The 21726-nt window shown below is 60.1% G+C and carries 16 protein-coding genes and 1 other annotated feature (1 of these 17 only partly in view); of the genes, 4 read left to right on the top strand and 12 right to left on the bottom strand.

Features of this window, described 5'->3' with window-relative positions; genetic code table 11:
• Positions 1–5 precede the first annotated feature (5 nt).
• Positions 6–2822, bottom strand: a complete 2817-nt coding sequence (ileS, locus tag J9788_RS16205) for an isoleucine--tRNA ligase (RefSeq protein ID WP_044029714.1) — start codon at positions 2820–2822, stop codon at positions 6–8.
• Positions 2823–2854: 32 nt separating this feature from the next.
• On the bottom strand, positions 2855–3793 hold the full coding sequence (ribF, locus tag J9788_RS16200) for a bifunctional riboflavin kinase/FAD synthetase (protein WP_182265272.1): 939 nt from the start codon (positions 3791–3793) through the stop codon (positions 2855–2857).
• Positions 3794–4183: 390 nt separating this feature from the next.
• On the opposite strand from ribF, the gene rpsT reads away from it, so the two are divergent.
• Positions 4184–4447: a 30S ribosomal protein S20 gene (gene rpsT / locus J9788_RS16195; RefSeq protein WP_004932960.1), complete on the top strand. Its 264-nt coding sequence runs from the start codon at positions 4184–4186 to the stop codon at positions 4445–4447.
• A gap of 71 nt (positions 4448–4518) precedes the next feature.
• Here rpsT and nhaR read toward each other — a convergent pair whose 3' ends face one another.
• The 4 genes from nhaR to dnaK all read right to left on the bottom strand — a co-directional run bounded on the left by nhaR (position 4519) and on the right by dnaK (position 10158).
• On the bottom strand, positions 4519–5418 hold the full coding sequence (gene nhaR / locus J9788_RS16190) for a transcriptional activator NhaR (RefSeq protein ID WP_004932962.1): 900 nt from the start codon (positions 5416–5418) through the stop codon (positions 4519–4521).
• 192 nt (positions 5419–5610) lie between these two features.
• Positions 5611–6777 carry a Na+/H+ antiporter NhaA gene (gene nhaA, locus J9788_RS16185; protein WP_046898101.1) on the bottom strand — a complete coding sequence of 389 codons (1167 nt, stop codon included), beginning with the start codon at positions 6775–6777 and terminating at the stop codon, positions 5611–5613.
• A gap of 236 nt (positions 6778–7013) precedes the next feature.
• Positions 7014–8138 (bottom strand): molecular chaperone DnaJ, encoded by a 1125-nt coding sequence (gene dnaJ, locus J9788_RS16180; protein ID WP_004932969.1) that lies wholly within the window; start codon positions 8136–8138, stop codon positions 7014–7016.
• A gap of 106 nt (positions 8139–8244) precedes the next feature.
• Positions 8245–10158 carry a molecular chaperone DnaK gene (dnaK, locus tag J9788_RS16175; protein ID WP_033641815.1) on the bottom strand — a complete coding sequence of 638 codons (1914 nt, stop codon included), beginning with the start codon at positions 10156–10158 and terminating at the stop codon, positions 8245–8247.
• Between the two features lie 324 nt (positions 10159–10482).
• Here dnaK and satP point away from each other — a divergent pair, with 324 nt between their 5' ends.
• Positions 10483–11082 carry an acetate uptake transporter gene (gene satP, locus J9788_RS16170; protein WP_046898194.1) on the top strand — a complete coding sequence of 200 codons (600 nt, stop codon included), beginning with the start codon at positions 10483–10485 and terminating at the stop codon, positions 11080–11082.
• Between the two features lie 44 nt (positions 11083–11126).
• On the opposite strand, the gene J9788_RS16165 is transcribed toward satP, so the two are convergent.
• From J9788_RS16165 to tal, 3 genes are all read right to left on the bottom strand, one after another.
• Positions 11127–12434, bottom strand: coding sequence for an MFS transporter (locus tag J9788_RS16165; protein ID WP_046898100.1), 1308 nt, complete (start codon positions 12432–12434; stop codon positions 11127–11129).
• A 124-nt stretch (positions 12435–12558) separates the two neighbouring features.
• Positions 12559–13146 carry a molybdopterin adenylyltransferase gene (mog, locus tag J9788_RS16160; protein WP_015376607.1) on the bottom strand — a complete coding sequence of 196 codons (588 nt, stop codon included), beginning with the start codon at positions 13144–13146 and terminating at the stop codon, positions 12559–12561.
• Between the two features lie 151 nt (positions 13147–13297).
• Positions 13298–14251, bottom strand: coding sequence for a transaldolase (gene tal / locus J9788_RS16155; protein WP_046898099.1), 954 nt, complete (start codon positions 14249–14251; stop codon positions 13298–13300).
• 384 nt (positions 14252–14635) lie between these two features.
• Between tal and J9788_RS16150 the strand changes: the two genes are divergently transcribed.
• Together J9788_RS16150 and yaaA are read left to right on the top strand one after the other, a co-directional pair.
• Positions 14636–16072, top strand: coding sequence for a sodium:alanine symporter family protein (locus tag J9788_RS16150; protein WP_044029719.1), 1437 nt, complete (start codon positions 14636–14638; stop codon positions 16070–16072).
• Between the two features lie 105 nt (positions 16073–16177).
• Complete coding sequence (yaaA, locus tag J9788_RS16145; RefSeq protein ID WP_046898097.1) at positions 16178–16954, top strand: peroxide stress protein YaaA; 777 nt, start codon at positions 16178–16180, stop codon at positions 16952–16954.
• Between the two features lie 47 nt (positions 16955–17001).
• On the opposite strand, the gene thrC is transcribed toward yaaA, so the two are convergent.
• The 3 genes from thrC to thrA are packed head-to-tail and all read right to left on the bottom strand — an operon-like array spanning position 17002 to position 21685.
• Entirely contained in the window at positions 17002–18291 is a 1290-nt protein-coding gene (thrC, locus tag J9788_RS16140; RefSeq protein ID WP_033641812.1) for a threonine synthase, read from the bottom strand.
• A 3-nt stretch (positions 18292–18294) separates the two neighbouring features.
• The gene (thrB, locus tag J9788_RS16135) at positions 18295–19224 is read right to left on the bottom strand and encodes a homoserine kinase (RefSeq protein ID WP_044029724.1); all 930 of its coding nucleotides are present in this window, start codon (positions 19222–19224) and stop codon (positions 18295–18297) included.
• Between the two features lies 1 nt (position 19225).
• On the bottom strand, positions 19226–21685 hold the full coding sequence (gene thrA / locus J9788_RS16130; RefSeq protein ID WP_033641811.1) for a bifunctional aspartate kinase/homoserine dehydrogenase I: 2460 nt from the start codon (positions 21683–21685) through the stop codon (positions 19226–19228).
• Between the two features lie 24 nt (positions 21686–21709).
• Positions 21710–21726 (bottom strand) — a sequence feature (Thr leader region) (it continues 101 nt past the right edge of the window).

The following is a 21726-nucleotide window of genomic DNA, read 5'->3' as shown; positions in this document are numbered from 1 at the left end:
AGTTCTCAGGCAAAGTTACGCTTCTCGCCGTCACCGGCGACGTTGCTCACACAGCGGCCGCAGATGTCTGCATGCTCCGCCACCAGGCCGATATCGGTGGTGTAATGCCAGCAGCGCGGGCACTTCTCACCCGGCGCCGTGCTGAAGGCGATCTTCAGCCCTTTCAGCAGCTCGGAGGCCTGCGCGTCGGCCGGCGCCTCCGCCAATGGCGCAACGCTTGCCGCAGAGGTCAGCAGCACAAAGCGCAGCTCATCCTGCAGGCTGTTCAGACGCGCCGCCAACTCGCTGTCGGCATACAGCGTCACCGCCGCTTCCAGCGAACCGCCGAGGCGTTTGTCCGCACGCGCCTGCTCCAGCACCTTGTTCACTTCGCCGCGCACTTTCAGCAGCTCAGCCCAGAAAGCGTCGTTCATCGGCTCGCCTTCCGCCAGCCCGAACAGGCCGTCGTACCACTCTTCGGTGAACACGTACTGCGCGCGTTTGCCCGGCATGAAGCCCCAGATCTCATCTGCGGTGAACGACATGATCGGCGCCATCCAGCGCACCAGCGCTTCGACGATGTGATACAGCGCGGTCTGGCAGCTGCGGCGGGCGACGCTGTCGCTCTTGGCGGTGTACTGACGATCCTTGATGATATCCAGGTAGAAGGAGCCCATCTCGACCGAACAGAACTGCATCAGGCGCTGCACCACTTCGTGGAAATCGTAGTTGGCATAAGCCTGCTCGATATCCTGCTGCGCCGCCAGCGCGCGGCCGACCGCCCAGCGATCCAGCACCACCATGTCTTCCGGCGCCACGCAATCGGTGCTTGGCTCGAACCCGTTCAGGTTGGCCAGCAGGAAGCGCGCGGTGTTGCGGATGCGGCGGTAAGAGTCGGCGGAACGCTTGAGGATCTCGTCGGACACCGCGATCTCGCCGGTGTAATCGGTCGACGCCACCCACAGACGCAGAATGTCGCCGCCCAGCTTGTTCATCACGTCCTGCGGGCTGACGGTGTTGCCGATCGACTTGGACATCTTGCGGCCCTGGCCGTCGACGGTGAAGCCGTGGGTCAGCACTTCCTTGTACGGCGCCTTGCCCTTCATCGCGGTGGAAATCATCAGCGATGACATGAACCAGCCGCGGTGTTGGTCGGAGCCTTCCAGATACATGTCAGCGCCGTGGCCGTTGAATTCAGGGCGCACGTCGACAACGGAGGCGTGGGTAGAACCGGAATCGAACCACACGTCCAGCGTATCCGGCACTTTCACGTAGTCGGCGGCTTCCGCGCCGAGGATGTCGGCCGCGTCCAGATCCCACCAGGCCTGAATGCCGTCTTGCTCGACGCGCTTGGCCACTTCTTCCATCAGCTCAACGCTGCGCGGGTGCAGCTGCTCGGTCTCTTTGTGCACGAACAGCGACATCGGCACGCCCCAGGTGCGCTGACGCGAGATGCACCAGTCCGGGCGGTTGGCGACCATCATTTCGATGCGCGCCTGGCCCCAATCCGGGATCCACTGCACGCCCTTGATCTCTTCCAGCGACTGCTGACGCAGGCCTTTCTGATCCATGCTGATGAACCATTGCGGCGTGGCGCGGAAGATGATTGGCGTCTTGTGGCGCCAGCAGCACGGATAGCTGTGCAGGAACTTCTCGACGTGCAGCAGCGCGCCTTTCTCGCGCAGCAGATCGACGATCAGATCGTTGGCCTTGAAGACGAACTTGCCGTCCAGCAGCGGGTAGGTGCCGGTCAGGTAGCAGCCGTTCGGCCCTACCGGGTTGGCCACTTCCAGGCCGTATTTCTGGCCGATCACGAAGTCGTCCGGACCGTGGCCCGGCGCAGTGTGCACCGCACCGGTACCGGCGTCCAGGGTCACATGCTCGCCGAGGATTGCCGGCACGTCGAAGTCCATGAACGGGTGTTTGAAGCGCAGCAGCTCCAGATCGGCGCCTTTGCAGCTGCCCAGCACCGTCCACTCGGTGATGCCGGCGCGTTTCATCACGCTTTCCACCAGTTCGGCCGCCAGGATCAGGCACTGGCCGTCAACCTGCACCAGTTGATAGGTGAAGTCCGGGTGCAGCGAGATCGCGCGGTTGGCCGGCAAGGTCCACGGCGTGGTGGTCCAGATAACCAGCGAAATGGCGCCGTTGAAGTGGCTCACGCCGAACTTGGCCGCCACGGCAGCCGCGTCGGCCGCATGGAAGGACACGTCGATCGACGGCGAAGTCTTGTCGTAATACTCCACTTCCGCTTCCGCCAGCGACGAGCCGCAGTCGGTGCACCAGTGAACCGGCTTGGCGCCTTTCAGCAGGTGCCCGTTGCTGATGATCTTGCCCAGCGCGCGGATGATGTTGGCTTCGGTTTTGAAGTCCATGGTCAGGTAGGGACGATCCCAATCGCCCAGCACGCCCAGGCGGATGAAGTCCTTCTTCTGGCCTTCAACCTGCTCGGCCGCGTATTCGCGGCACTTCTGGCGAAACTCGGCCGCCGTCAGCTTCTCGCCCGGTTTGCCGTACAGCTGCTCAACCTTCAGTTCGATAGGCAGGCCGTGGCAATCCCAACCCGGCACATAAGGCGAGTCGAAGCCGGCCATCCCTTTCGACTTGATGATAATGTCTTTGAGAATCTTGTTAACCGAGTGACCAATGTGAATGCTGCCGTTCGCATACGGAGGGCCGTCATGCAAAATGAAGGTTTTTTTGCCCTTTTTGGCAGTACGAATAATCCCGTACAGATCCTGTTCATACCAACGTTGCAGCATGCCAGGTTCGCGCTTGGCGAGGTCGCCGCGCATCGGGAACCCTGTTTCCGGCAAGTTCAGGGTATTCTTGTAGTCACTCATTAGATTCTCGGTTCCGTTTTCGGCTATAGAGATTAAACCGGTGTCTGTAGCCCGAAGAACTTCCGGGCCGTCACCACATCATTGGCGATCTGCTGCTTCAGGGCATCGAGCGAAGCAAACCGCTGTTCATTGCGCAATTTTGCGCGGAGCACCACCTCAATATGGCGCCCGTAAAGATCCATTGTGACATCCAGCAGATGCACTTCCAGCTGCTGGCGCACGCCGGCGACGGTCGGGCGCGTGCCGATGTTGGCCACGCCCGGCAGCGGCTGCGGCCCCAGGCCATACAACTCCACCGCATAGACCCCTTTCACCGGCGCCACCAGGCGCTTGAGCGGCAGGTTGGCGGTCGGGAAGCCGATGGTGCGCCCCAGCTCGTCGCCGTGCACCACCCGCCCTGAAATACTGTAAGGGTGACCCAGCAGGGTTTCCGCCAGCGGCAGATCGTCCTCGCTCAGCGCGGTGCGGATCGCGGTGCTGCTGATGCGCCGCTCGCCCTCGCGGAAGGTCGGGGTGCTGACCACCTCGAAGCCGTACTCTTTTCCGGCCTGCTGCAATAGCGGGAAATCGCCCTGACGCCCGGCGCCAAAGCGAAAATCATCCCCCACCATCAGGAATTTGACGCCCAATTTTTCCACCAGCAGCTCGGCGACGAACGCCTGCGCGGTGTTGGCGGCGAAACGCGGATCGAATTTGACGCACAGCAGGTAATCGACACCCGCCTGCGCCAGGTAGTTGGCCTTGTCGCGCAGGCGCGTCAAACGGGCCGGCGCCTTGTCTGCGGCGAACATCTCCAGCGGCTGCGGCTCAAAGATCATGACCATCACCGGCAGCCCGAGGCGTTGCCCTTGTTGCTTCAACTGCTCCAGCAGCGCCTGATGACCGCGGTGTACGCCGTCAAAGTTGCCGATGGTGAGCACGCAACCATGGTGGCGCGCCCGGATATTGTGAATGCCGCGAATTAGCTCCATAGCTGGCTCAAAACAGTGGAAATCGGCGGATTATACCTTGTACAGCCGGTAAGGTTAACCCGCGATTGGTGCCTTTATGTAATAGACATACCATACCGGAGATAATCTGCGCGTGAAACGGCTTCACCGCAGTTTATCCCGCGCCGCCGGGCTGATTCTCGACCGCGGCCAACGGCTTGCGCCCACCGCGGCAAATCATTGGCGAATTTTCTCGCGAAACACTGTATTCCCAAGAGCGAAGCTGGTAAAATCCTGCGCCATCACAACGTAGCGAGTGCCGCCTGTACAAACGGCGCTTATTTGCACAAATCCATTGACAAACGAAGGCTAAAAGGGCATATTCCTCGGCCTTTGAATTGTCCTCAATAGAATATATTTGGGAGTTGGACCTTGGCTAATATCAAATCAGCTAAGAAACGCGCCGTACAGTCTGAGAAACGCCGCAAGCATAACGCAAGCCGTCGCTCAATGGTGCGTACCTTCATCAAGAAGGTAGACGCAGCTATCGCAGCTGGCGACAAAGAAGCAGCACAAAATGCATTCCTGGTAATGCAGCCACTGGTGGACCGTCAGGCAGCTAAAGGCCTGATCCACAAAAACAAAGCAGCGCGTCATAAGTCAAACCTGACTGCACGCATCAACGCAATGCAATAAGCATTTCGTTATCTGCTTGATAAAAAAACCGGCTCAGGCCGGTTTTTTTACGCCCTGCGTTCAGTGAACCGCTAGCAGGAAAACAGCGCCGAGAAGTCTTTGTTGCACACGCGTTGCACCGCCGGATGCTGGATCATGCGCTCGGCGAAGATGATGTAATACTCCTCCTGCACGCTGTCGATGCGCCCAATCTCCACCACGTTGTCATCGTTGTAGGTATCCTGCGCATACAGCGTCGGCGCCACGAAAATCGCATTGTGGTACATGCCAAAGGCCTTCATCAGCGCCGCATCGTCGAACTCGCCCAGGATCTCCACCTGAATGCCCTGCGTATTGAACCAGTTGAGTAGCTTGCGCCCCAGCATCGAGCGGCGGCCGGGGATCAGCAGCTTGCGCTGCTCCAGGCAGGCCGGGAACGGCAACTCCGGCGCCGGCTGGCGGCAGAAGAAGCTGATGCCGCACTCGCCCAGCTTCAGCGAGAACAGCCCTTCCTGCTGGCTGGAGTCCACCGGACAATCCGACAGGATCATATCCAGCTTGTGCTGGCTGAGCTGCTCCAGCAGCATCTCGTGCGTCGATTCAAAACAACGCAGGTGGATCTGCTCGTTGTCCACCACCACCGCCGTTTCCAATACCTGGCTGACCAGGCGCTTCGACAGCGCATCCGCCACGCCAACGTCGAACAGCAGATTAGACTCTTTGCGGTAGTTGACGATATCCAGCATTTCCTGGCTGAGCATAAACATCTTGTCGGCATAGCGGAACACCAGCTGCCCCAGCTCCGAAGGCACCAAGCCGCGCCCCTGGCGCTTGAACAACTTGCCGTCCAGCCGCTCTTCCAGCGCTTTGATCTGGCCGGTGATGGTCTGCGGCGTCAGGAACAACGCTTCGGCGGCGCCGACCACGGAGCCGGCCTTGCAGACCTGCCAGAAATAGTAAAGGTGATTAAAGTTGATATGCGACATCCTCACGAGCGGCTCTCCTTAACAACGTTTCGCAGCGGCAAACGGTGTGCCGTGACGAGCGACAAACTTCCTTTCCCTGCTTCAGACAACGTATAGCCCCATTAGTCCCAACGAAGAACGGCCGAAGCTGCACATATTTTATACCGCACAGCTCCGACCAGCCATTTTATTGTGCGCCCCTGCCGGGCACTGACAGGATTAACGCACGCGAGGCAACGCCAGACGCAGTAATCCGTACCCCGCCACCGCCGCGGCGGTGGAGCCCAGCAGGATCCCCAGACGGGAATAGGTGCTGAGCGCCGCATCGGCCTCGCCGAACGCCAGCGAGGCGATGAAAATCGACATGGTGAAACCAATACCACAGAGCACCGAAACGGCAAACACCTGTTTGAAGCCGATGCCCTCAGGCAAGCGGGCGATGCCCATTTTCACCGCCAGCAGGCTGAAGAGGAAAATCCCCAGCGGCTTGCCGATAAACAGGCCGGCCGCAATCCCTACCGGCAGCAGCGACGTCAACCCTTCCAGCGATACGCCCTGCAGAGAAACCCCGGCGTTGGCGAAGGCGAACAGCGGCAGGATCATAAACGCCACCCACGGGTGCAGCTCATGCTCCAGCGTCTCCGACGGCGATGGCCCCTTCTTGACGTTCAGCGGGATCATAAAGCCGACGATCACCCCGGCCAGCGTCGCATGCACTCCGGACTTGAGGATCGCCACCCACAACACCAGGCCGACCATCATATACAGCGAGGTTTTGCCGACGCCGCGCCAGTTCATCACCGCCAGCAGCGCGGTCGCCGCCGCCGCCACGCCCAGCGCCACCATCGACACTTCGTGGGTATAGAACAGCGCGATGATGATGATCACGCCCAGGTCATCGATGATCGCCAATGCCAGCAGGAACACTTTCAGGCTGGTCGGGACGCGATTCCCCAGCAACGCCATCACGCCCAAAGCGAAGGCGATGTCGGTCGCGGCCGGGATCGCCCAGCCCTGGCGGGTGACTTCGTCCGCGCCGTTGAACAGCAGGTAAATCAGCGCCGGCGCCAGCATACCGCCCAGCGCGGCGATCGCCGGAAACACCGCCTTGTCACGCCCGGACAGCGAACCTTGCATCAGCTCGCGCTTGACCTCAAGCCCCACCACCAGGAAGAAGATGGCCATCAGCCCGTCGTTGATCCACAGCAGCAGCGGCTTGGCGATCTCCAGCGAAGCGACCTTCACCATCACCGGCAGGTTAAGGAATGCCTGGTAGATCCCCTGCGCCGGGCTGTTGGCCATGATCAGGGCGACGATCGCCGCCGCGATCAGGATGATGCCGCCCGCGGCTTCCTGACGTAAAAATTGACGAATAATGTTGGTCACAATACGTCTCTCCAAATCTGTGCAAGGCGCAGCGCCCTGCGAACCACAGTCATGAAGTGAGTATAGATGGCGTTTTAGCTCGAAAAAATAAGTTTATAAATGCTAAATAACTCGAAAAAACCGATCAAAAGCACGAATAAGTCACATTTATATTAGGGAATTAGCGGTTTGGCGCACAAATAAAAACCCCGGGACAAAAGCCCGGGGTTTGCACATAAGCCAACAGAAACAGAAGGTTAGCGAGTCAGATCGTCAAAGAACTTTTTTACCCCGTCGAAGAAGCTCTTCGAACGCGGGCTGTTCTTGTCGCCGGACGGGCCGCCCAGGCTCTCTTCCAGCTCACGCAGCAGCTGCTTTTGCTTGTCGTTCAGATTGACCGGGGTTTCCACCACCACGCGGCACAGCAGGTCGCCCTGGCTGCCGCCACGCACCGATTTCACGCCCTTGCCGCGCATGCGGAACAGCTTGCCGGTTTGGGTCTCCGAAGGCACCTTCAGTTTCACCCGGCCATCCAGCGTCGGCACTTCAATCTCGCCGCCCAGCGCCGCCATGGCAAAGTTGATCGGCACTTCGCAGTACAGGTTGTTGCCTTCACGCTCGAAGATCGGGTGCGCCTTCACCTGCACCTGAACGTACAGATCGCCCGCCGGTGCACCGTGCTCGCCGGCTTCGCCTTCACCCGCCAGGCGGATGCGATCGCCGGTATCCACGCCGGCCGGAATTTTCACCGACAGCGTTTTAGATTTTTCTACCCGGCCGTGGCCATGGCATTTGTTGCACGGATCTTTGATGATCTGACCGCGGCCATGGCAGTGCGGACACGCCTGCTGCACGGTGAAGAAGCCCTGACGCATCTGCACCTGGCCCTGACCATGACAGGTCGGGCAGGTGACCGGCGAACTGCCCGGCTTGGCGCCGCTGCCGTGGCAGACGTCGCACTCTTCCAGCGTCGGGATGCGGATCTCTTTGGTGACGCCACGTACCGCTTCCTCGAGGGTCAGCTCCATGTTATAGCGCAGATCGGAACCGCGGCTGGCGCGCTGACGGCGGCCTCCGCCGAAGATGTCGCCAAACACGTCGCCAAAGATATCGCTGAAGTCGGCGCCGCCGCCAAAGCCGCCGCCGCCCATGCCGCCCTGTTCAAAGGCCGCGTGCCCGTACTGATCGTAAGCCGCGCGTTTCTGGTCGTCGGTCAGGACTTCGTAAGCTTCTTTAACTTCTTTAAACTTGGTTTCGGCGTCTTGTTCCTGGTTGCGGTCAGGATGGTATTTCATCGCCAGGCGTTTGTACGCCTTTTTGATCTCACGTTCATCCGCCGTCTTGCTGACGCCGAGAATCTCGTAATAGTCTTTCTTCGCCATTCTTTCGCTTACCCTTAACATGCGTGCACGGGCGCAGAGTTGCCTCGACGCCCGTGCTGGTTTCCGGGAGCGGCATCTCGGCCGCCCCGTGCCCGCTTAAGGGCGATTATTTTTTGTCTTTAACTTCTTCGAACTCGGCGTCAACCACGTCGTCTTCTTTCTGCGCCGCGTTGTCCGCGCCGGCGTCAGCACCCTGCTGAGCCTGCTGCGCCTGAGCCATTTCCAGCAGCTTGCCGGAAACCTGCACCAACGCCTGAGTCTTCGCTTCGATCTCGGCTTTATCTTCGCCTTTCACCGCCGCTTCCAGATCTTTCAGCGCCGCTTCGATCGCCGTTTTGTCTTCCGCCGGCAGTTTGTCGCCCGCTTCTTCCAGCTGTTTGCGCGTGCCGTGGATCAGGTGATCCGCCTGGTTGCGAGTCTGTACCAGCTCTTCGAACTTGCGGTCAGCTTCAGCGTTCAGCTCGGCGTCGCGCACCATTTTCTGGATTTCGTCCTCGTTCAGGCCAGAAGACGCCTTGATGGTGATCTTCTGCTCACGACCGGTGTTCTTATCTTTGGCAGACACGTGCAGGATACCGTCGGCATCGATGTCGAAGGTGACTTCGATCTGCGCCATGCCGCGCGGTGCCGCCTGGATGCCGTCCAGGTTGAACTGGCCCAGAGATTTGTTATCGCTGGCGCGCTTACGCTCACCCTGCAGCACGTGGATGGTAACCGCAGACTGGTTGTCTTCCGCAGTAGAGAACACCTGGCTGTGCTTGGTCGGGATCGTGGTGTTTTTGGTGATCAGCGGCGTCATCACGCTGCCCATGGTTTCGATACCCAGCGACAGCGGGGTAACGTCCAGCAGCAGAACGTCTTTCACATCACCGGCCAACACGCCGCCCTGTACCGCAGCGCCCACGGCAACCGCTTCGTCCGGGTTCACGTCTTTACGCGGCTCTTTGCCGAAGAAGTCTGCGACTTTCTTCTGCACCATTGGCATACGGGTCTGGCCGCCCACCAGGATCACGTCCTGGATGTCGGAAACCGACAGGCCTGCGTCTTTCAGCGCCACTTTCAGCGGCTCGATGGAGCGCGCCACCAAATCTTCAACCAGCGACTCGAGTTTGGCGCGAGTCACTTTGATGTTCATGTGTTTTGGACCGGTCGCGTCTGCAGTGATGTACGGCAGGTTAACGTCGGTCTGCTGAGCGGAAGACAGTTCAATCTTCGCTTTCTCGGCGGCTTCTTTCAGACGCTGCATCGCCAGCGGATCGTTGCGCAGATCGATGCCCTGATCTTTCTTGAACTCTTCCACCAGGTAGTTGATCAGACGGCTGTCGAAGTCTTCGCCGCCAAGGTGGGTGTCACCATTGGTCGCCAGCACTTCGAAGGTTTTTTCGCCGTCAACGTCGTCGATTTCGATGATGGAGATATCGAAAGTACCGCCGCCCAGGTCATAAACCGCGATGGTGCGGTTGCCGACTTCTTTGTCCAGGCCGTAGGCCAGGGCCGCCGCGGTCGGTTCGTTGATGATGCGCTTGACTTCCAGACCCGCGATGCGGCCGGCGTCTTTAGTCGCCTGACGCTGGGCGTCGTTGAAGTAAGCCGGCACGGTGATAACCGCTTCAGTGACCGGTTCGCCCAGGTAATCTTCCGCCGTTTTCTTCATTTTCTTCAGCACTTCCGCAGAGATCTGCGGCGGAGCCATTTTCTGGCCTTTCACTTCCAGCCAGGCGTCGCCGTTGTCGGCTTCGATGATTTTGTACGGCATGATCGCTTTGTCGCGCTGCGCTTCTTCATCCTGGAAGCGGCGGCCGATCAGGCGCTTGATGGCGAACAGGGTGTTTTCAGGGTTGGTCACTGCCTGACGCTTAGCCGGCTGGCCAACCAGAGTTTCACCGTCCTGGGTATATGCGATAATAGAAGGAGTGGTGCGGTCGCCCTCGGCGTTTTCCAGCACGCGTGCCTTGGCACCATCCATAATTGCTACGCAAGAGTTGGTAGTACCCAGGTCGATACCAATAATTTTGCCCATCTAAACGTCTCCACTAAAAAATTCATAAGTCAGTCAGGTTGCTAACCTATATGCGGGCGATTTTTTGCTTTTCAACTGCCCGATATCTCAGTGCGACCCGCGGTTAGCAGCTGCGGTTGCAAATAAGATGGGGCCATCCAGCTCGGCATCAAGGGGCAGGGCAAAAAAAATTTCTTTTTTATCGTCATTCAGATCATTGTTTCCGGCTGCGGGGATCATTATGATGCGCGCGCTCTGATGGAAAACTTCGATTTTTTGGCCATTCAGACCATTTATGATTTTACTTCGCTGTTTCCGTTAATTTTCTGTTATCGCAGAGGACTTATGCACACCAACAAGTTGGCGAATCCCGGCCCTCTCGGCCTGATGGGCTTCGGGATGACCACCGTCTTGCTGAACCTGCACAACGCGGGCTTTTTCCCACTGAACTCCGCCATCATCAGCATGGGGATTTTCTTCGGTGGCCTGGCCCAGATCCTGGCCGGTCTGCTGGAGTACAAGAAGGGCAACACCTTCGGCATGACCGCATTCACCGCCTACGGCAGCTTCTGGCTGAGCCTGGTCGGCCTGCTGCTGCTGCCGCGTTTGGGCCTGGCGGAAGCCACCGAGGCGCACGTGCTGGGCATCTACCTGGCGCTGTGGGGCGTCTTCACCCTGTTCATGTTCTTCGGCACCTTGGGCGCCAACCGCGTACTGCAGTTCGTATTCGCCAGCCTGACGCTGCTGTTCGCCCTGCTGGCCGTCGGCAACATCACCGGCAACCACGCGCTGCTGACCTTCGCCGGTTATGAGGGCATCATCTGCGGCGCCAGCGCCATCTACCTGGCGATGGCCGAAGTGCTCAACGAGCAATACGGCCGCACCGTGCTGCCGATTGGCGAACCGGCCTCAGCCCGCGTCGCGGCATCGCCGGCCACGGCGTAATCGCCCGCCCCTGACGAAAAAGCCCTGCAATGCAGGGCTTTTTTTTAGCTGTAGGAACCGGCTCGCCGCTCGCCGGCTTCGCTGTTCAGGTCGCGATGCAGGTAGACACCGAGCAGCAGCCCGATAAGCGACAGCGCCAGCACATAGTAAGCGGGCGCTAACGGGGTTAATTTCATGATCAGCGTCACAAAAATCGGGGTTAAACCGCCAAAAATAGCGTACGAGACGTTATATGAGAACGAGATGCCGGTAAACCGCACTTCCGCCGGGAAGGCCCGCACCATCACATACGGCACGGCCCCCACCACGCCTACGCTGAAGCCCACCAGCGCATAGCAGGCGAACAGCATTTCCGGGCGCACGCCCACCGTCTGATAGAACAGCCAGCTGCAGCCGGCCAACAGCAAACTGCCGACCACCAGCGTTTTGCTGGCGCCGAAGCGATCGGCCGACAGACCGGCGACGATGCAGCCGGCGATCAGCATGATGGTGGCGATGCTGTTGGCCTGCAGCGTCAGGGCCGGCGCAATGCCGAACTGTTTTTGCAGATAGGTCGGGGTCATCAGGATCACCACCACGATACCGGCGGAGAGCAGCCAGGTCAGCAGCATCGACACCGCCACTTCCCGTTTGTGGTTGAGCACCACCGATTTCAGCGGCAGCTCCTCGGCCAGCGCTTTGCACGCCTGCATCTCGATGAAGATCGGTGTTTCCTGCAGCCAGCGGCGCAGGTACATCGCCACCAGGCCGAACATGCCGCCAAGCAGGAATGGAATGCGCCAGCCGCCGCCGGCAATGCTCTGCGGGCTAAGCGTGGTGTTGATCACCGTCGCCACCACCGATCCCAGCAGAATGCCCACCGTCAGCCCGGCGGTCAGCGTGCCGCAGGCGAAACCGATGCGCCGGCGCGGCACGTGTTCGGCGACGAAGACCCAGGCGCCCGGCACCTCACCGCCGATCGCCGCCCCCTGCAGCACGCGCATCAACAGCAGCAACAGCGGCGCGGCGATGCCGATGCTGGCGTAGGTCGGCAGCAGGCCCATCGCCAGCGTCGGCAACGCCATCAGCAGAATGCTCAGGGTAAACATCTTTTTGCGGCCGACCAGATCGCCGAAGTGCGCCATCACGATGCCGCCCAGCGGGCGGGCCAGATAGCCGGCGGCGAAAATGCCGAAGGTTTGCACCAGCCGCAGCCATTCCGGCATGTCCGCCGGGAAGAACAGATCGCCGACCACGGCGGCGAAGAACACGAAGATGATGAAGTCGTAAAACTCCAACGCGCCGCCCAACGCGGCCAACGTCAGCGTTTTGTAGTCTTGCCGGTTCAGCCGGCGATTAGTGTCGTGAGGCATAGGGCACCGTCGGTAAAGGCTGTAAAAATAAAAGCCGCAGGCTTTCTGTAAAAGAATCCTTACTATAGCGGCAAATTATTTTCACACCAAACGGGCTGAAGCCGATCTCGCAGATTGCTGAAATTTAGAGGTTTATCTCGCGACGCGCGCTCTTTGGCCGAAATGCTGCTACCACTGCGGCATGCGTTTCGACATAAGGCCCGTCGAGCAGCTGAATGCAATAAGGCACGCTGGCGAAGATGCCGTGCACCACCGCATTGCCTTGTTCGTCCTTCACCCCTTCCAGCGTTTCCTTGATCGACTTTGGCTGGCCGGGCAGATTGATGATCAGCGCCTGCTTGCGGATCGCCCCCACCTGGCGAGAAAGAATTGCCGTTGGCACATAGTGTAGGCTGATCTGACGCATTTGCTCGCCAAAGCCAGGCATCACGCGATCGGCGATCGCCAGCGTGGCGTCGGGGGTGACGTCGCGACGTGCCGGCCCGGTGCCGCCGGTGGTCAGCACCAGATGGCAGCCCATTTCGTCCACCAGCTCACACAGCGTTTGTTCAATTTGCGTCTGCTCATCGGGGATCAGCCGGGTTTCCAGCTTGAACGGCGTCGCCAGCGCGCCGGCCAGCCACTCCTCCAGCGCCGGAATGCCTTTATCCTGGTAAACGCCGCCGGAAGCGCGGTCAGAAACGGAAACCAAACCAATACGTAAAATATCCATGCGTAACCTCTACAGCCTGATGGGGTCCGAACGGGTTCGTCTCCCGTTCTGTTGTCATTGCCGAGAGTATAAGGGCTTCCCCCGCCGGCGGGAGCGTCGGGCATAAAAAAAGGTGGCCTGAGCCACCTTTTTACTGCGCGATCTGCGGGAATTACAGCAGGTCGGCGATCATTTTTTCCAGTTTGCCCTGATCTACAGCGAACTTGCGGATGCCGTCGGTCAGTTTCTCGACCGCCATCGGATCCTGGTTGTGCTGCCAGTAGAACTCAGGTTCGGTCAGTGCGGCAGGACGCGCCTTCACTTCACCGGTGTAAGACAGTTTGCGCTCCAGCGCGCCTTCGCTCTCCGCCAGCTCTTTCAGCAGCGCAGGGGCGATGGTCAGGCGGTCGCAGCCGGCCAGCTCGATGATTTCGCCAACGTTGCGGAAGCTGGCGCCCATCACCACGGTGTTGTAACCGTGTTGTTTGTAGTACTGGTAAATCTCGGTCACGGAGATCACGCCCGGATCTTCGTGCGGCGCGAACTCTTTTTTGTCGCCGTTGGCTTTGTACCAATCGAGAATACGGCCGACGAACGGCGAGATCAGATAAACGCCGGCTTCGGCGCAGGCGCGAGCCTGAGCGAAGGAGAACAGCAGCGTCAGGTTACAGTTGATGCCTTCTTTCTCCAGCTGCTCCGCCGCGCGGATGCCCTGCCAGGTCGAGGCCAGTTTGATCAGAATGCGATCGTTGCTGATGCCGGCTTCGTTGTACAGCTTGATCAGGCGCTTGGCCTTGGCCACGCTGGCGGCGGTGTCGTAAGACAGACGCGCGTCAACCTCGGTGGAGATGCGGCCCGGAACCAGTTTGAGGATCTCCAGACCGATGTTGACCGCCAGCTTGTCGGCGGCGTCGGCGATCTGCTGCTCGCGATCGCTGCTCTGGCCGCGCGCCCAGGCGATGGCTTCGTCAATCAGTTTGCGGTATTCAGGAATTTGGGCTGCATTGAGGATCAGCGAAGGGTTGGTTGTGGCGTCCTGCGGTTGATACAGCTTCATTGCCGCGATATCACCCGTATCTGCAACCACCGTAGTCAGCTGGCGCAGGGAAGTTAATTTGTCGGTCATGTTGGCATTATCTCATCGTTTGTGCATGAACTTTTGGCATTGTTCAACCATGCCCTGCCCTGATAATAACATGCGCCAAGCCCGGTGCAAGGCTGGAAAACCGCGGCGCGCAAGCATCTGTTTTATCCTTGGGCGAGCAACCGTTTACGCCGATATCTTTCGCCATTACCGAGCGGATGGAAAGGCAATAACGTGCTATCGCCCGAATAAATTATGTTAAATTCGAAAAAATTGATGCAATTCGTCCGCTAATCTGCGAAAAATCTTAATCGCCTGACGCCGGACCGATTCCAGCTAAGCTCTTGTAAAAAATAGGCCAATATTTCTCACCTGCGGTGGATGCTGCCAGGTGCGCATGACATTTCGATAAGGAGGAGGGATCCCTTGACGGACCTGATGAATTTTATAAACAACATTTTGTGGGGGTCGGTGCTGATTTATCTGCTGCTCGGCACCGGCATTTACTTCACGCTGCGCACCCGTTTTATCCAGCTCCGCCACTTCAGCCACATGTTCTCGGTGTTGAAAAACAGCAATAAAAGCGACAGCGCCGGCATTTCCTCTTTCCAGGCGCTGTGCACCACGCTGGCGGCGCGCGTCGGCACCGGCAACCTGACCGGCGTCGCCATCGCCCTGACCGCCGGCGGCCCCGGCGCCATCTTCTGGATGTGGGTGGTGGCGTTTATCGGCATGGCCACCTCATTTGTGGAGAGCTCGCTGGCGCAGCTCTACAAAACCAAGGACGATAACGGCAACTACCGCGGCGGCCCGGCCTATTACATGGAAAAGGGACTCGGCATGCGCTGGATGGGCGTGCTGTTCTCCATTTTCCTGATCATCGCTTTCGGCCTGGTGTTCAACGCCGTACAGGCCAACTCCATCGCGCAGGCCTCCGCCGTCGCCTTCCATTTACAGCCGCTGCACGTCGGTATTGGCCTGGTGCTGCTGAGCGGCGTGGTGATCTTCGGCGGCATCCGCTCCATCGCCAAAGTGGCCGAGCTGGTGGTGCCGCTGATGGCCGGCGCCTACCTGCTGCTGGCTCTCTGGGTGATTGGCCATAACATCGAGCACATGCCGGCGATCCTGACGCTGATCTTCAAAAGCGCCTTCGGCCTGCAGGAAGCCGCGGCCGGCGCCGTCGGTTACGGTATCTCCCAGGCGATGACCCAGGGCGTGCAGCGCGGCCTGTTCTCCAACGAAGCCGGCATGGGATCGGCGCCCAACGCGGCGGCTTCCGCCTCGCCTTATCCGCCGCATCCCGCTTCACAGGGCTACGTGCAGATGCTCGGGGTATTTATCGACACCATCGTCATCTGCAGTGCCACCGCGGCGATCATCCTCTCTTCCGGCATTCTCGATCAGCCGACCGACAGCATCAGCGGCATCGATCTGACTCAGCGCGCGCTGTCGACCGCCGTCGGCAGTTGGGGGACTCCGTTCGTCGCCATCGCCATCTTCTTCTTCGCCTTTACGTCGATCATCGCCAACTACGCCTATGCCGAGAGCAACCTGGTGTTCCTCGAGCACAACCACCCAGGCGGCCTGTTGATTTTCCGCTGCGTGGCGCTGGGCATGGTGATGTTCGGCGCGCTGGCGGAGCTGCCGCTGGTGTGGAAAATGGCGGATACCTCCATGGCGCTTATGGCGATCACCAACCTGACAGCTATCTTGCTGCTGTCGCGGGTCGCGCTGAAGCTGGCTGACGACTACCATCGCCAGCGCCGCCTGGGCAAGCTGCCAACCTTCGACGCCAACCGTTATCCGGAGCTGAAATCGCAGCTGGAGCCGGGCGTGTGGGACGACAAGCCGCCGCCGCGCTGAGTATTCCGGGGCGCGTGCGATGCGCGCCCCGCCTATTGGACCGATAGCCCCTTTTTCCCGCGCTTTTTGCTACAGTATGCGCACTTGGATAAACAGGATCTGGCCATGCTCGTTATTATTTCACCTGCAAAAACGCTCGATTACGACAGCCCGCTGGCGACAAAACGCTTCACGCAGCCCGAACTGCTGAACAAGTCTAAGCAGCTTATCAACATTTGCCGCGAGCTGACGCCGGCGCAAATCGCCAGCCTGATGAGCATCAGCGACAAGCTGGCCGGGCTGAACGCCGCGCGCTTTAGCGAATGGCAACCGACATTTACCCCGGACAACGCCCGTCAGGCGTTGCTGGCGTTCAAGGGCGACGTATATACCGGCCTGCAGGCGCAGGACTTCAACGAAGCCGATTTCGACTTCGCCCAGCAGCATCTGCGCATGCTGTCCGGCCTGTATGGCGTACTGCGCCCGCTCGATCTGATGATGCCGTACCGGCTGGAGATGGGCATCAAGCTGGAAAACCCGAAGGGCAAAGATTTGTACAGCTTCTGGGGCGATCAGATCACCCAAAAACTCAACGAAGCGCTGGAGCAACAGGGCGACGACGTGGTGGTCAACCTGGCGTCAGACGAGTATTTCAAAGCGGTGAAGCCGGCCAAGCTGCACGGCTCGCTGATCAAACCGGTGTTCCTCGACGAGAAGAACGGCAAGTTCAAGGTCATCAGCTTCTACGCCAAGAAAGCGCGTGGGTTGATGAGCCGCTTTATCATCAAAAACCGCCTGACGCGCAGCGAGCAGCTGGCGGACTTCAACCTGGAAGGCTACGCCTTCGACGAAGCCGCTTCGCAAGGCAATGAACTGGTGTTCAAACGCCCGGAGCAGGTATAAAAAAAAGCCGTCGCAAGACGGCTTTTCGCATTTTACCCTGCCGAACTTCAGGCCGGCAGCCCCATCAGGAACTTGCGCAGCTCGCCGAAGTTGGCCGGCAGCGTGTGCGACAGCAGCGGCAGCTCAGCCCGCAGCGCCAGCGCTTTCGGCAACGGCAGCTCCTGGCCGAGTATCGCTTCCACACTCTCTTTAAACTTGGCCGGATGCGCGGTGCCGAGGAACAGACCGAACTCCCCTTCCTGCAACTGGTCACGCAGCGCGCGGTAGGCGATGGCCGCGTGCGGTTCGGAGATATAGCCCAGCTCGGCCAGCTCACGCATCGTGTCTTTGGTGGTCTCGTCGCTGACCGCCGCGTGACCCAGCTCCTTCAACTGCCAGACCTTGCGACGGAACAGCTCTTCCACGCGCGGCCAGTTGTTCGGCTGGCTGACGTCCATGGCGTTGGACAGCGTCGCGACCGTAGCGTGCGGCTGCCACTGGCCGCTGGTCAGGAAGCGCGGCACGGTGTCGTTAGCGTTGGTGGCGGCGATGAAGCGCTTCACCGGCAGGCCCAGCGATTTGGCCAGCAGCCCGGCGGTCAGATCGCCGAAGTTGCCGCTCGGCACCGAAATCACCAGTTGATTACGCGCTTCCTGCGGCAGCTGCGCCACCGCTTCGAAGTAGTAGCAGATCTGCGCCAGCAAACGGCTGATGTTGATAGAGTTGGCCGAGTTCAGGTGCAGCGCGTCTTTCAATTCCTGATCGTCGAACGCCTGCTTCACCAGCGCCTGACAAGCATCGAAGTCGCCGTCGATCGCCACGGTGTGAATGTTGCCGCCCAGGGTGCAGAACAGCTTTTCCTGCAGCGGGCTGATTTTGCCCTGCGGATACAGGATCACTACCCGTACGTTTTTCAGGCCGTAGAAGGCGTGCGCCACGGCAGCGCCGGTGTCGCCGGAGGTGGCGGTCAGAATGGTCACCGGCTGCTCGCCGGCCACTTCCGCCAGCATCTGCGCCATAAAGCGGCCGCCGAAGTCTTTGAACGCCAGCGTCGGGCCGTGGAACAGCTCCAGGCAGGAGACGTCATCGGTCACTTTCGCCACCGGCGCCGGAAACTCAAAGGCGGCCTGCACGCGTTTCTTCAGCGCCGCTTCCGGCACCTCTTCGCCGATAAAGGCCGACAGAATGCGGCTGCTGCGGGTGACAAAATCCTGCTCCAGCAGGTGGTCGATTTCGGTCAGTTCGAACTCCGGCAGCTCCAGCGGGAAGAACAGCCCCTGTTGCTTGCCCAGGCCTTGTTTGATCGCCTGCGCGAAGCTGACCTGCTCGTTGTGATCCTTAAGGTTGTACAGTTTCATGCGTTATCCCAGTAGTCGAGCGCCTGCGGTATCCAGACGGCAAATATGAACAAAACCTTCGTCGTTTTGCAGATAGTGTTGTTGCAGCCAGGCGGCCATGCGTTGCGCGGTGGCGACGTCGTTGCAGACGGCGAACAGCGTCGGGCCAGAGCCGGAGATGCCGCAGGCCAACGCGCCGATCTCCTGCGCCGCCTTGCGCGCTTCGGCGAAGCCCGGCAGCAGCCGGGTGCGGTACGGTTCGGCGATCACGTCCTGCATCAATTTGGCGGCCAGCTGCGGCTGCCGGGTATGGCAGGCGTGAATAAAGCCGGCCAGGTAGCGGCCGTGGCTGATGCAATCCTGACGACGGTATTGCGCGGGTAAAATGGCGCGCGCTTCGGCGGTGGAGACCTTGATGCCCGGATAGGCCATAACCCACAGCCAATCGTCAAAGCACGGCACCTCCTGGCTGATAATGCCTTCTTCTTCCAGCATCAGCTGCAGGCCGCCCAGATAGCAAGGCGCCACGTTGTCGTAATGCACGCTGCCGGAAATGCGCCCTTCCAGCTCGCCCATCAGGCCGAGCAGCGTCGTCTTATCCAACGGACGATCGCAGAATTCGTTCATCGCCATCAGCCCGGCGACCACCGAACAGGCGCTGGAACCCAGCCCCGATCCGATCGGCATGTTCTTTTCCAAACGCATCGCCACCGGCACTTCGCGGCCGATCTCCTGGCAGAAGCGCTCCCAGCATTGATAAACGATGTTCTCTTTCGGCTCGGCCGGCAGCTTGCTGACGAAGCGCCCGGCATTCTGCAAACTGAACGTCTCGGCGGCTTCGACGCTGACACAGTCGCCCAGCAGCGTGCCGTCGATCGGCGAAACCGCCGCGCCCAGCACGTCGAAACCGACGCTGACGTTGCCGATCGAGGCCGGTGCATACACCTTAACCATATTAAACTCCCAACTTCCATGACAGTGTGCGCAGCAGATCGGCGAATACGCCCGCTGCGGTCACATCGTTACCGGCGCCGTAGCCGCGCAGCACCAGCGGCAACGGTTGATAGTAGCGGCTGTAGAAGGCCAGCGCGTTCTCGCCGTTCTTCACTTTATACAACGGATCGTTGCCGTCCACCGCCTCAATGCGCACCTTGCAGCGCCCTTCGTCGATCAGGCCGACATAGCGCAGCACCTTGCCTTGCTCGGCGGCGTTGGCCACGTTGCGCGCGAACTCTTTATCCAGCTCCGGCAACCGCGCCAGGAAGGTGTCCACGTCGCCCGACGCGTCGAAGGACGGCGGCAGCACCGGCTCGACCTCGATATCGCTCAGTTCCAGTTTATAACCGGCCTCGCGCGCCAGGATCAGCAGCTTGCGCGCCACGTCCATCCCGGACAGATCGTCGCGCGGATCCGGCTCGGTGTAGCCGTTGGCCCGGGCCTGCAGGGTCGCGGCCGACAGCGACAGCCCTTCGTCCAGCTTGCCGAAGATAAAGGACAGCGAGCCGGACAGGATGCCGGAGAAACGTACCAGCTCATCGCCGGCGTTCAGCAGGTTTTGCAGGTTCTCAATCACCGGCAGACCGGCGCCGACGTTGGTGTCGTACAGGAACTTGCGGTGCGAACCGGCGGCGGCAGCGCGCAGCTGCTGATAATAGTTCATCGACGAGGTGTTGGCCTTTTTGTTCGGCGTCACCACATGGAAGCCGTCCGCCAGGAAGTCCACGTACTGATCGGCCACCGCTTGACTGGAGGTACAGTCGACGATCACCGGGTTCAGCAGGTGATATTCCTTCACCAGCCGGATCAGACGGCCGAGATTGAACGGCTCCTGCGCGCCGGCCAGCGCGTCGCGCCAGCTGTCGAGCGCGATGCCGTGCACGTTGGTCAGCATCACGCGCGAGTTGGCGATGCCGCACACCCGCAGATCGATATGTTTTTGCTTCAGCCACGGCTGCTGACGATAGATCTGCTCGATCAACGCCCCGCCGACGCCGCCAACGCCGATGACGAACACTTCGATCACCTGATCGGTGTTGAACAGCATCTGGTGGCTGACGCGCACTCCGGTGGTGGCGGAATCATTGCTGACCACCACCGAAATGGAACGTTCGGAAGATCCTTGGGCGATGGCGACGATATTGATGTTGGCGCGCGCCAGCGCGGAGAAGAAGCGAGCGGAAATGCCACGCAGGGTGCGCATGCCGTCGCCGACCACCGAGATGATCGCCAGGCGTTCCATCACGTCCAGCGGATCCAGCACGCCGTCTTTCAGCTCCAGATAGAACTCCTCTTCCAGCGCGCGACGAGCGCGCTGCAGTTCACCCTGCGGCACGCAGAAGCTGATGCTGTATTCGGAAGAGGATTGGGTGATCAGCACCACCGAAATGCCGGCGCGCGACATCACGGCGAAGACCCGTGCGGCCATGCCGACCATGCCTTTCATGCCCGGGCCGGAGACGTTGATCATCGCCATGTTGTTCAGGTTGGTGATGCCCTTCACCGGCATATCGGCATCGGTGCTGTCTTTGCCGATCAGCGTGCCGGGGGCCTGCGGGTTGGAGGTGTTTTTAATCAGGCAAGGGATTTGGAACTGAGCAATCGGAGTGATGGTGCGGGGGTGTAACACTTTGGCGCCGAAATAGGAAAGCTCCATCGCTTCCTGGTACGACATCGATTTCAGTAACCTGGCGTCCGGCACGGTGCGCGGATCGCAGGTATAAACGCCGTCGACGTCAGTCCAAATCTCGCAACAGTCGGCGCGCAGGCAGGCGGCCAGCACCGCGGCGGAATAGTCGGAGCCGTTGCGGCCCAGCACCACCAGCTCGCCCTTGTCGTTACCGGCGGTGAAACCGGCCATCAGCACGATGTGATCGGCCGGGATCGCCGCGGCGGCGATGCGCAGCGTAGACTCGGCGATGTCCACGGTGGACTCCAGGTAGTGGCCCTGCGCCAGCAGTTTCTCCACCGGGTTAATCACCGTGACCGGGTAGCCTTTGGCGCGGAACACCCCTTCCATGATGGCGATGGAGAGCTTTTCGCCGCGGCAGATGATCGCCGCGTTCACGCTGTCCGGGCACTGCCCCAGCAGCGAGACGCCATGCAGCACCTGTTTGAGCTGCGCGAATTCCTGATCGACCACGCCTTTCAAACGATCGTATTCAAAGCCCGGCAGCGCCTGCGCCAGCCCGCTCAGCAAGTCGGCAAAGATCCGCTCGGCGTCGCTCATATTCGGCAGAATGTCCTGGCCCGCCACCGTTTTATCGATCATCGCCACCAGATGGTTGGTGATCTTTGCGGGGGCGGACAAGACCGTGGCTACCTGTCCCTGACGCGCGTTACTCTCCATGATGTCGGCGACGCGCAGAAAACGTTCCGCATTCGCTACCGAGGTTCCGCCAAATTTCAGCACTCGCATTTGTGATCTCTCCGAATTTAAGCCGAAAAAAAAGCCCGCAC

This window comes from Serratia sp. X10, from assembly GCF_017811775.1.
GTDB classification, from domain to species: Bacteria; Pseudomonadota; Gammaproteobacteria; order Enterobacterales; family Enterobacteriaceae; genus Serratia; species Serratia ureilytica.
This window is presented reverse-complemented; position numbering and strand designations above follow the sequence as displayed.

Excerpts from the sequence above, each read along its gene's own strand:
- dnaK (WP_033641815.1), bottom strand. The coding sequence starts at position 10,158 with ATGGGCAAAATTATTGGTATCGACCTGGGTACTACCAACTCTTGCGTA.
- thrB (WP_044029724.1), bottom strand. The coding sequence starts at position 19,224 with ATGGTTAAGGTGTATGCACCGGCCTCGATCGGCAACGTCAGCGTCGGT.
- tal (WP_046898099.1), bottom strand. The coding sequence starts at position 14,251 with ATGACCGACAAATTAACTTCCCTGCGCCAGCTGACTACGGTGGTTGCA.
- ileS (WP_044029714.1), bottom strand. The coding sequence starts at position 2,822 with ATGAGTGACTACAAGAATACCCTGAACTTGCCGGAAACAGGGTTCCCG.
- thrA (WP_033641811.1), bottom strand. The coding sequence starts at position 21,685 with ATGCGAGTGCTGAAATTTGGCGGAACCTCGGTAGCGAATGCGGAACGT.
- yaaA (WP_046898097.1), top strand. The coding sequence starts at position 16,178 with ATGCTCGTTATTATTTCACCTGCAAAAACGCTCGATTACGACAGCCCG.
- ribF (WP_182265272.1), bottom strand. The coding sequence starts at position 3,793 with ATGGAGCTAATTCGCGGCATTCACAATATCCGGGCGCGCCACCATGGT.
- J9788_RS16165 (WP_046898100.1), bottom strand. The coding sequence starts at position 12,434 with ATGCCTCACGACACTAATCGCCGGCTGAACCGGCAAGACTACAAAACG.
- mog (WP_015376607.1), bottom strand. The coding sequence starts at position 13,146 with ATGGATATTTTACGTATTGGTTTGGTTTCCGTTTCTGACCGCGCTTCC.
- thrC (WP_033641812.1), bottom strand. The coding sequence starts at position 18,291 with ATGAAACTGTACAACCTTAAGGATCACAACGAGCAGGTCAGCTTCGCG.
- dnaJ (WP_004932969.1), bottom strand. The coding sequence starts at position 8,138 with ATGGCGAAGAAAGACTATTACGAGATTCTCGGCGTCAGCAAGACGGCG.
- satP (WP_046898194.1), top strand. The coding sequence starts at position 10,483 with ATGCACACCAACAAGTTGGCGAATCCCGGCCCTCTCGGCCTGATGGGC.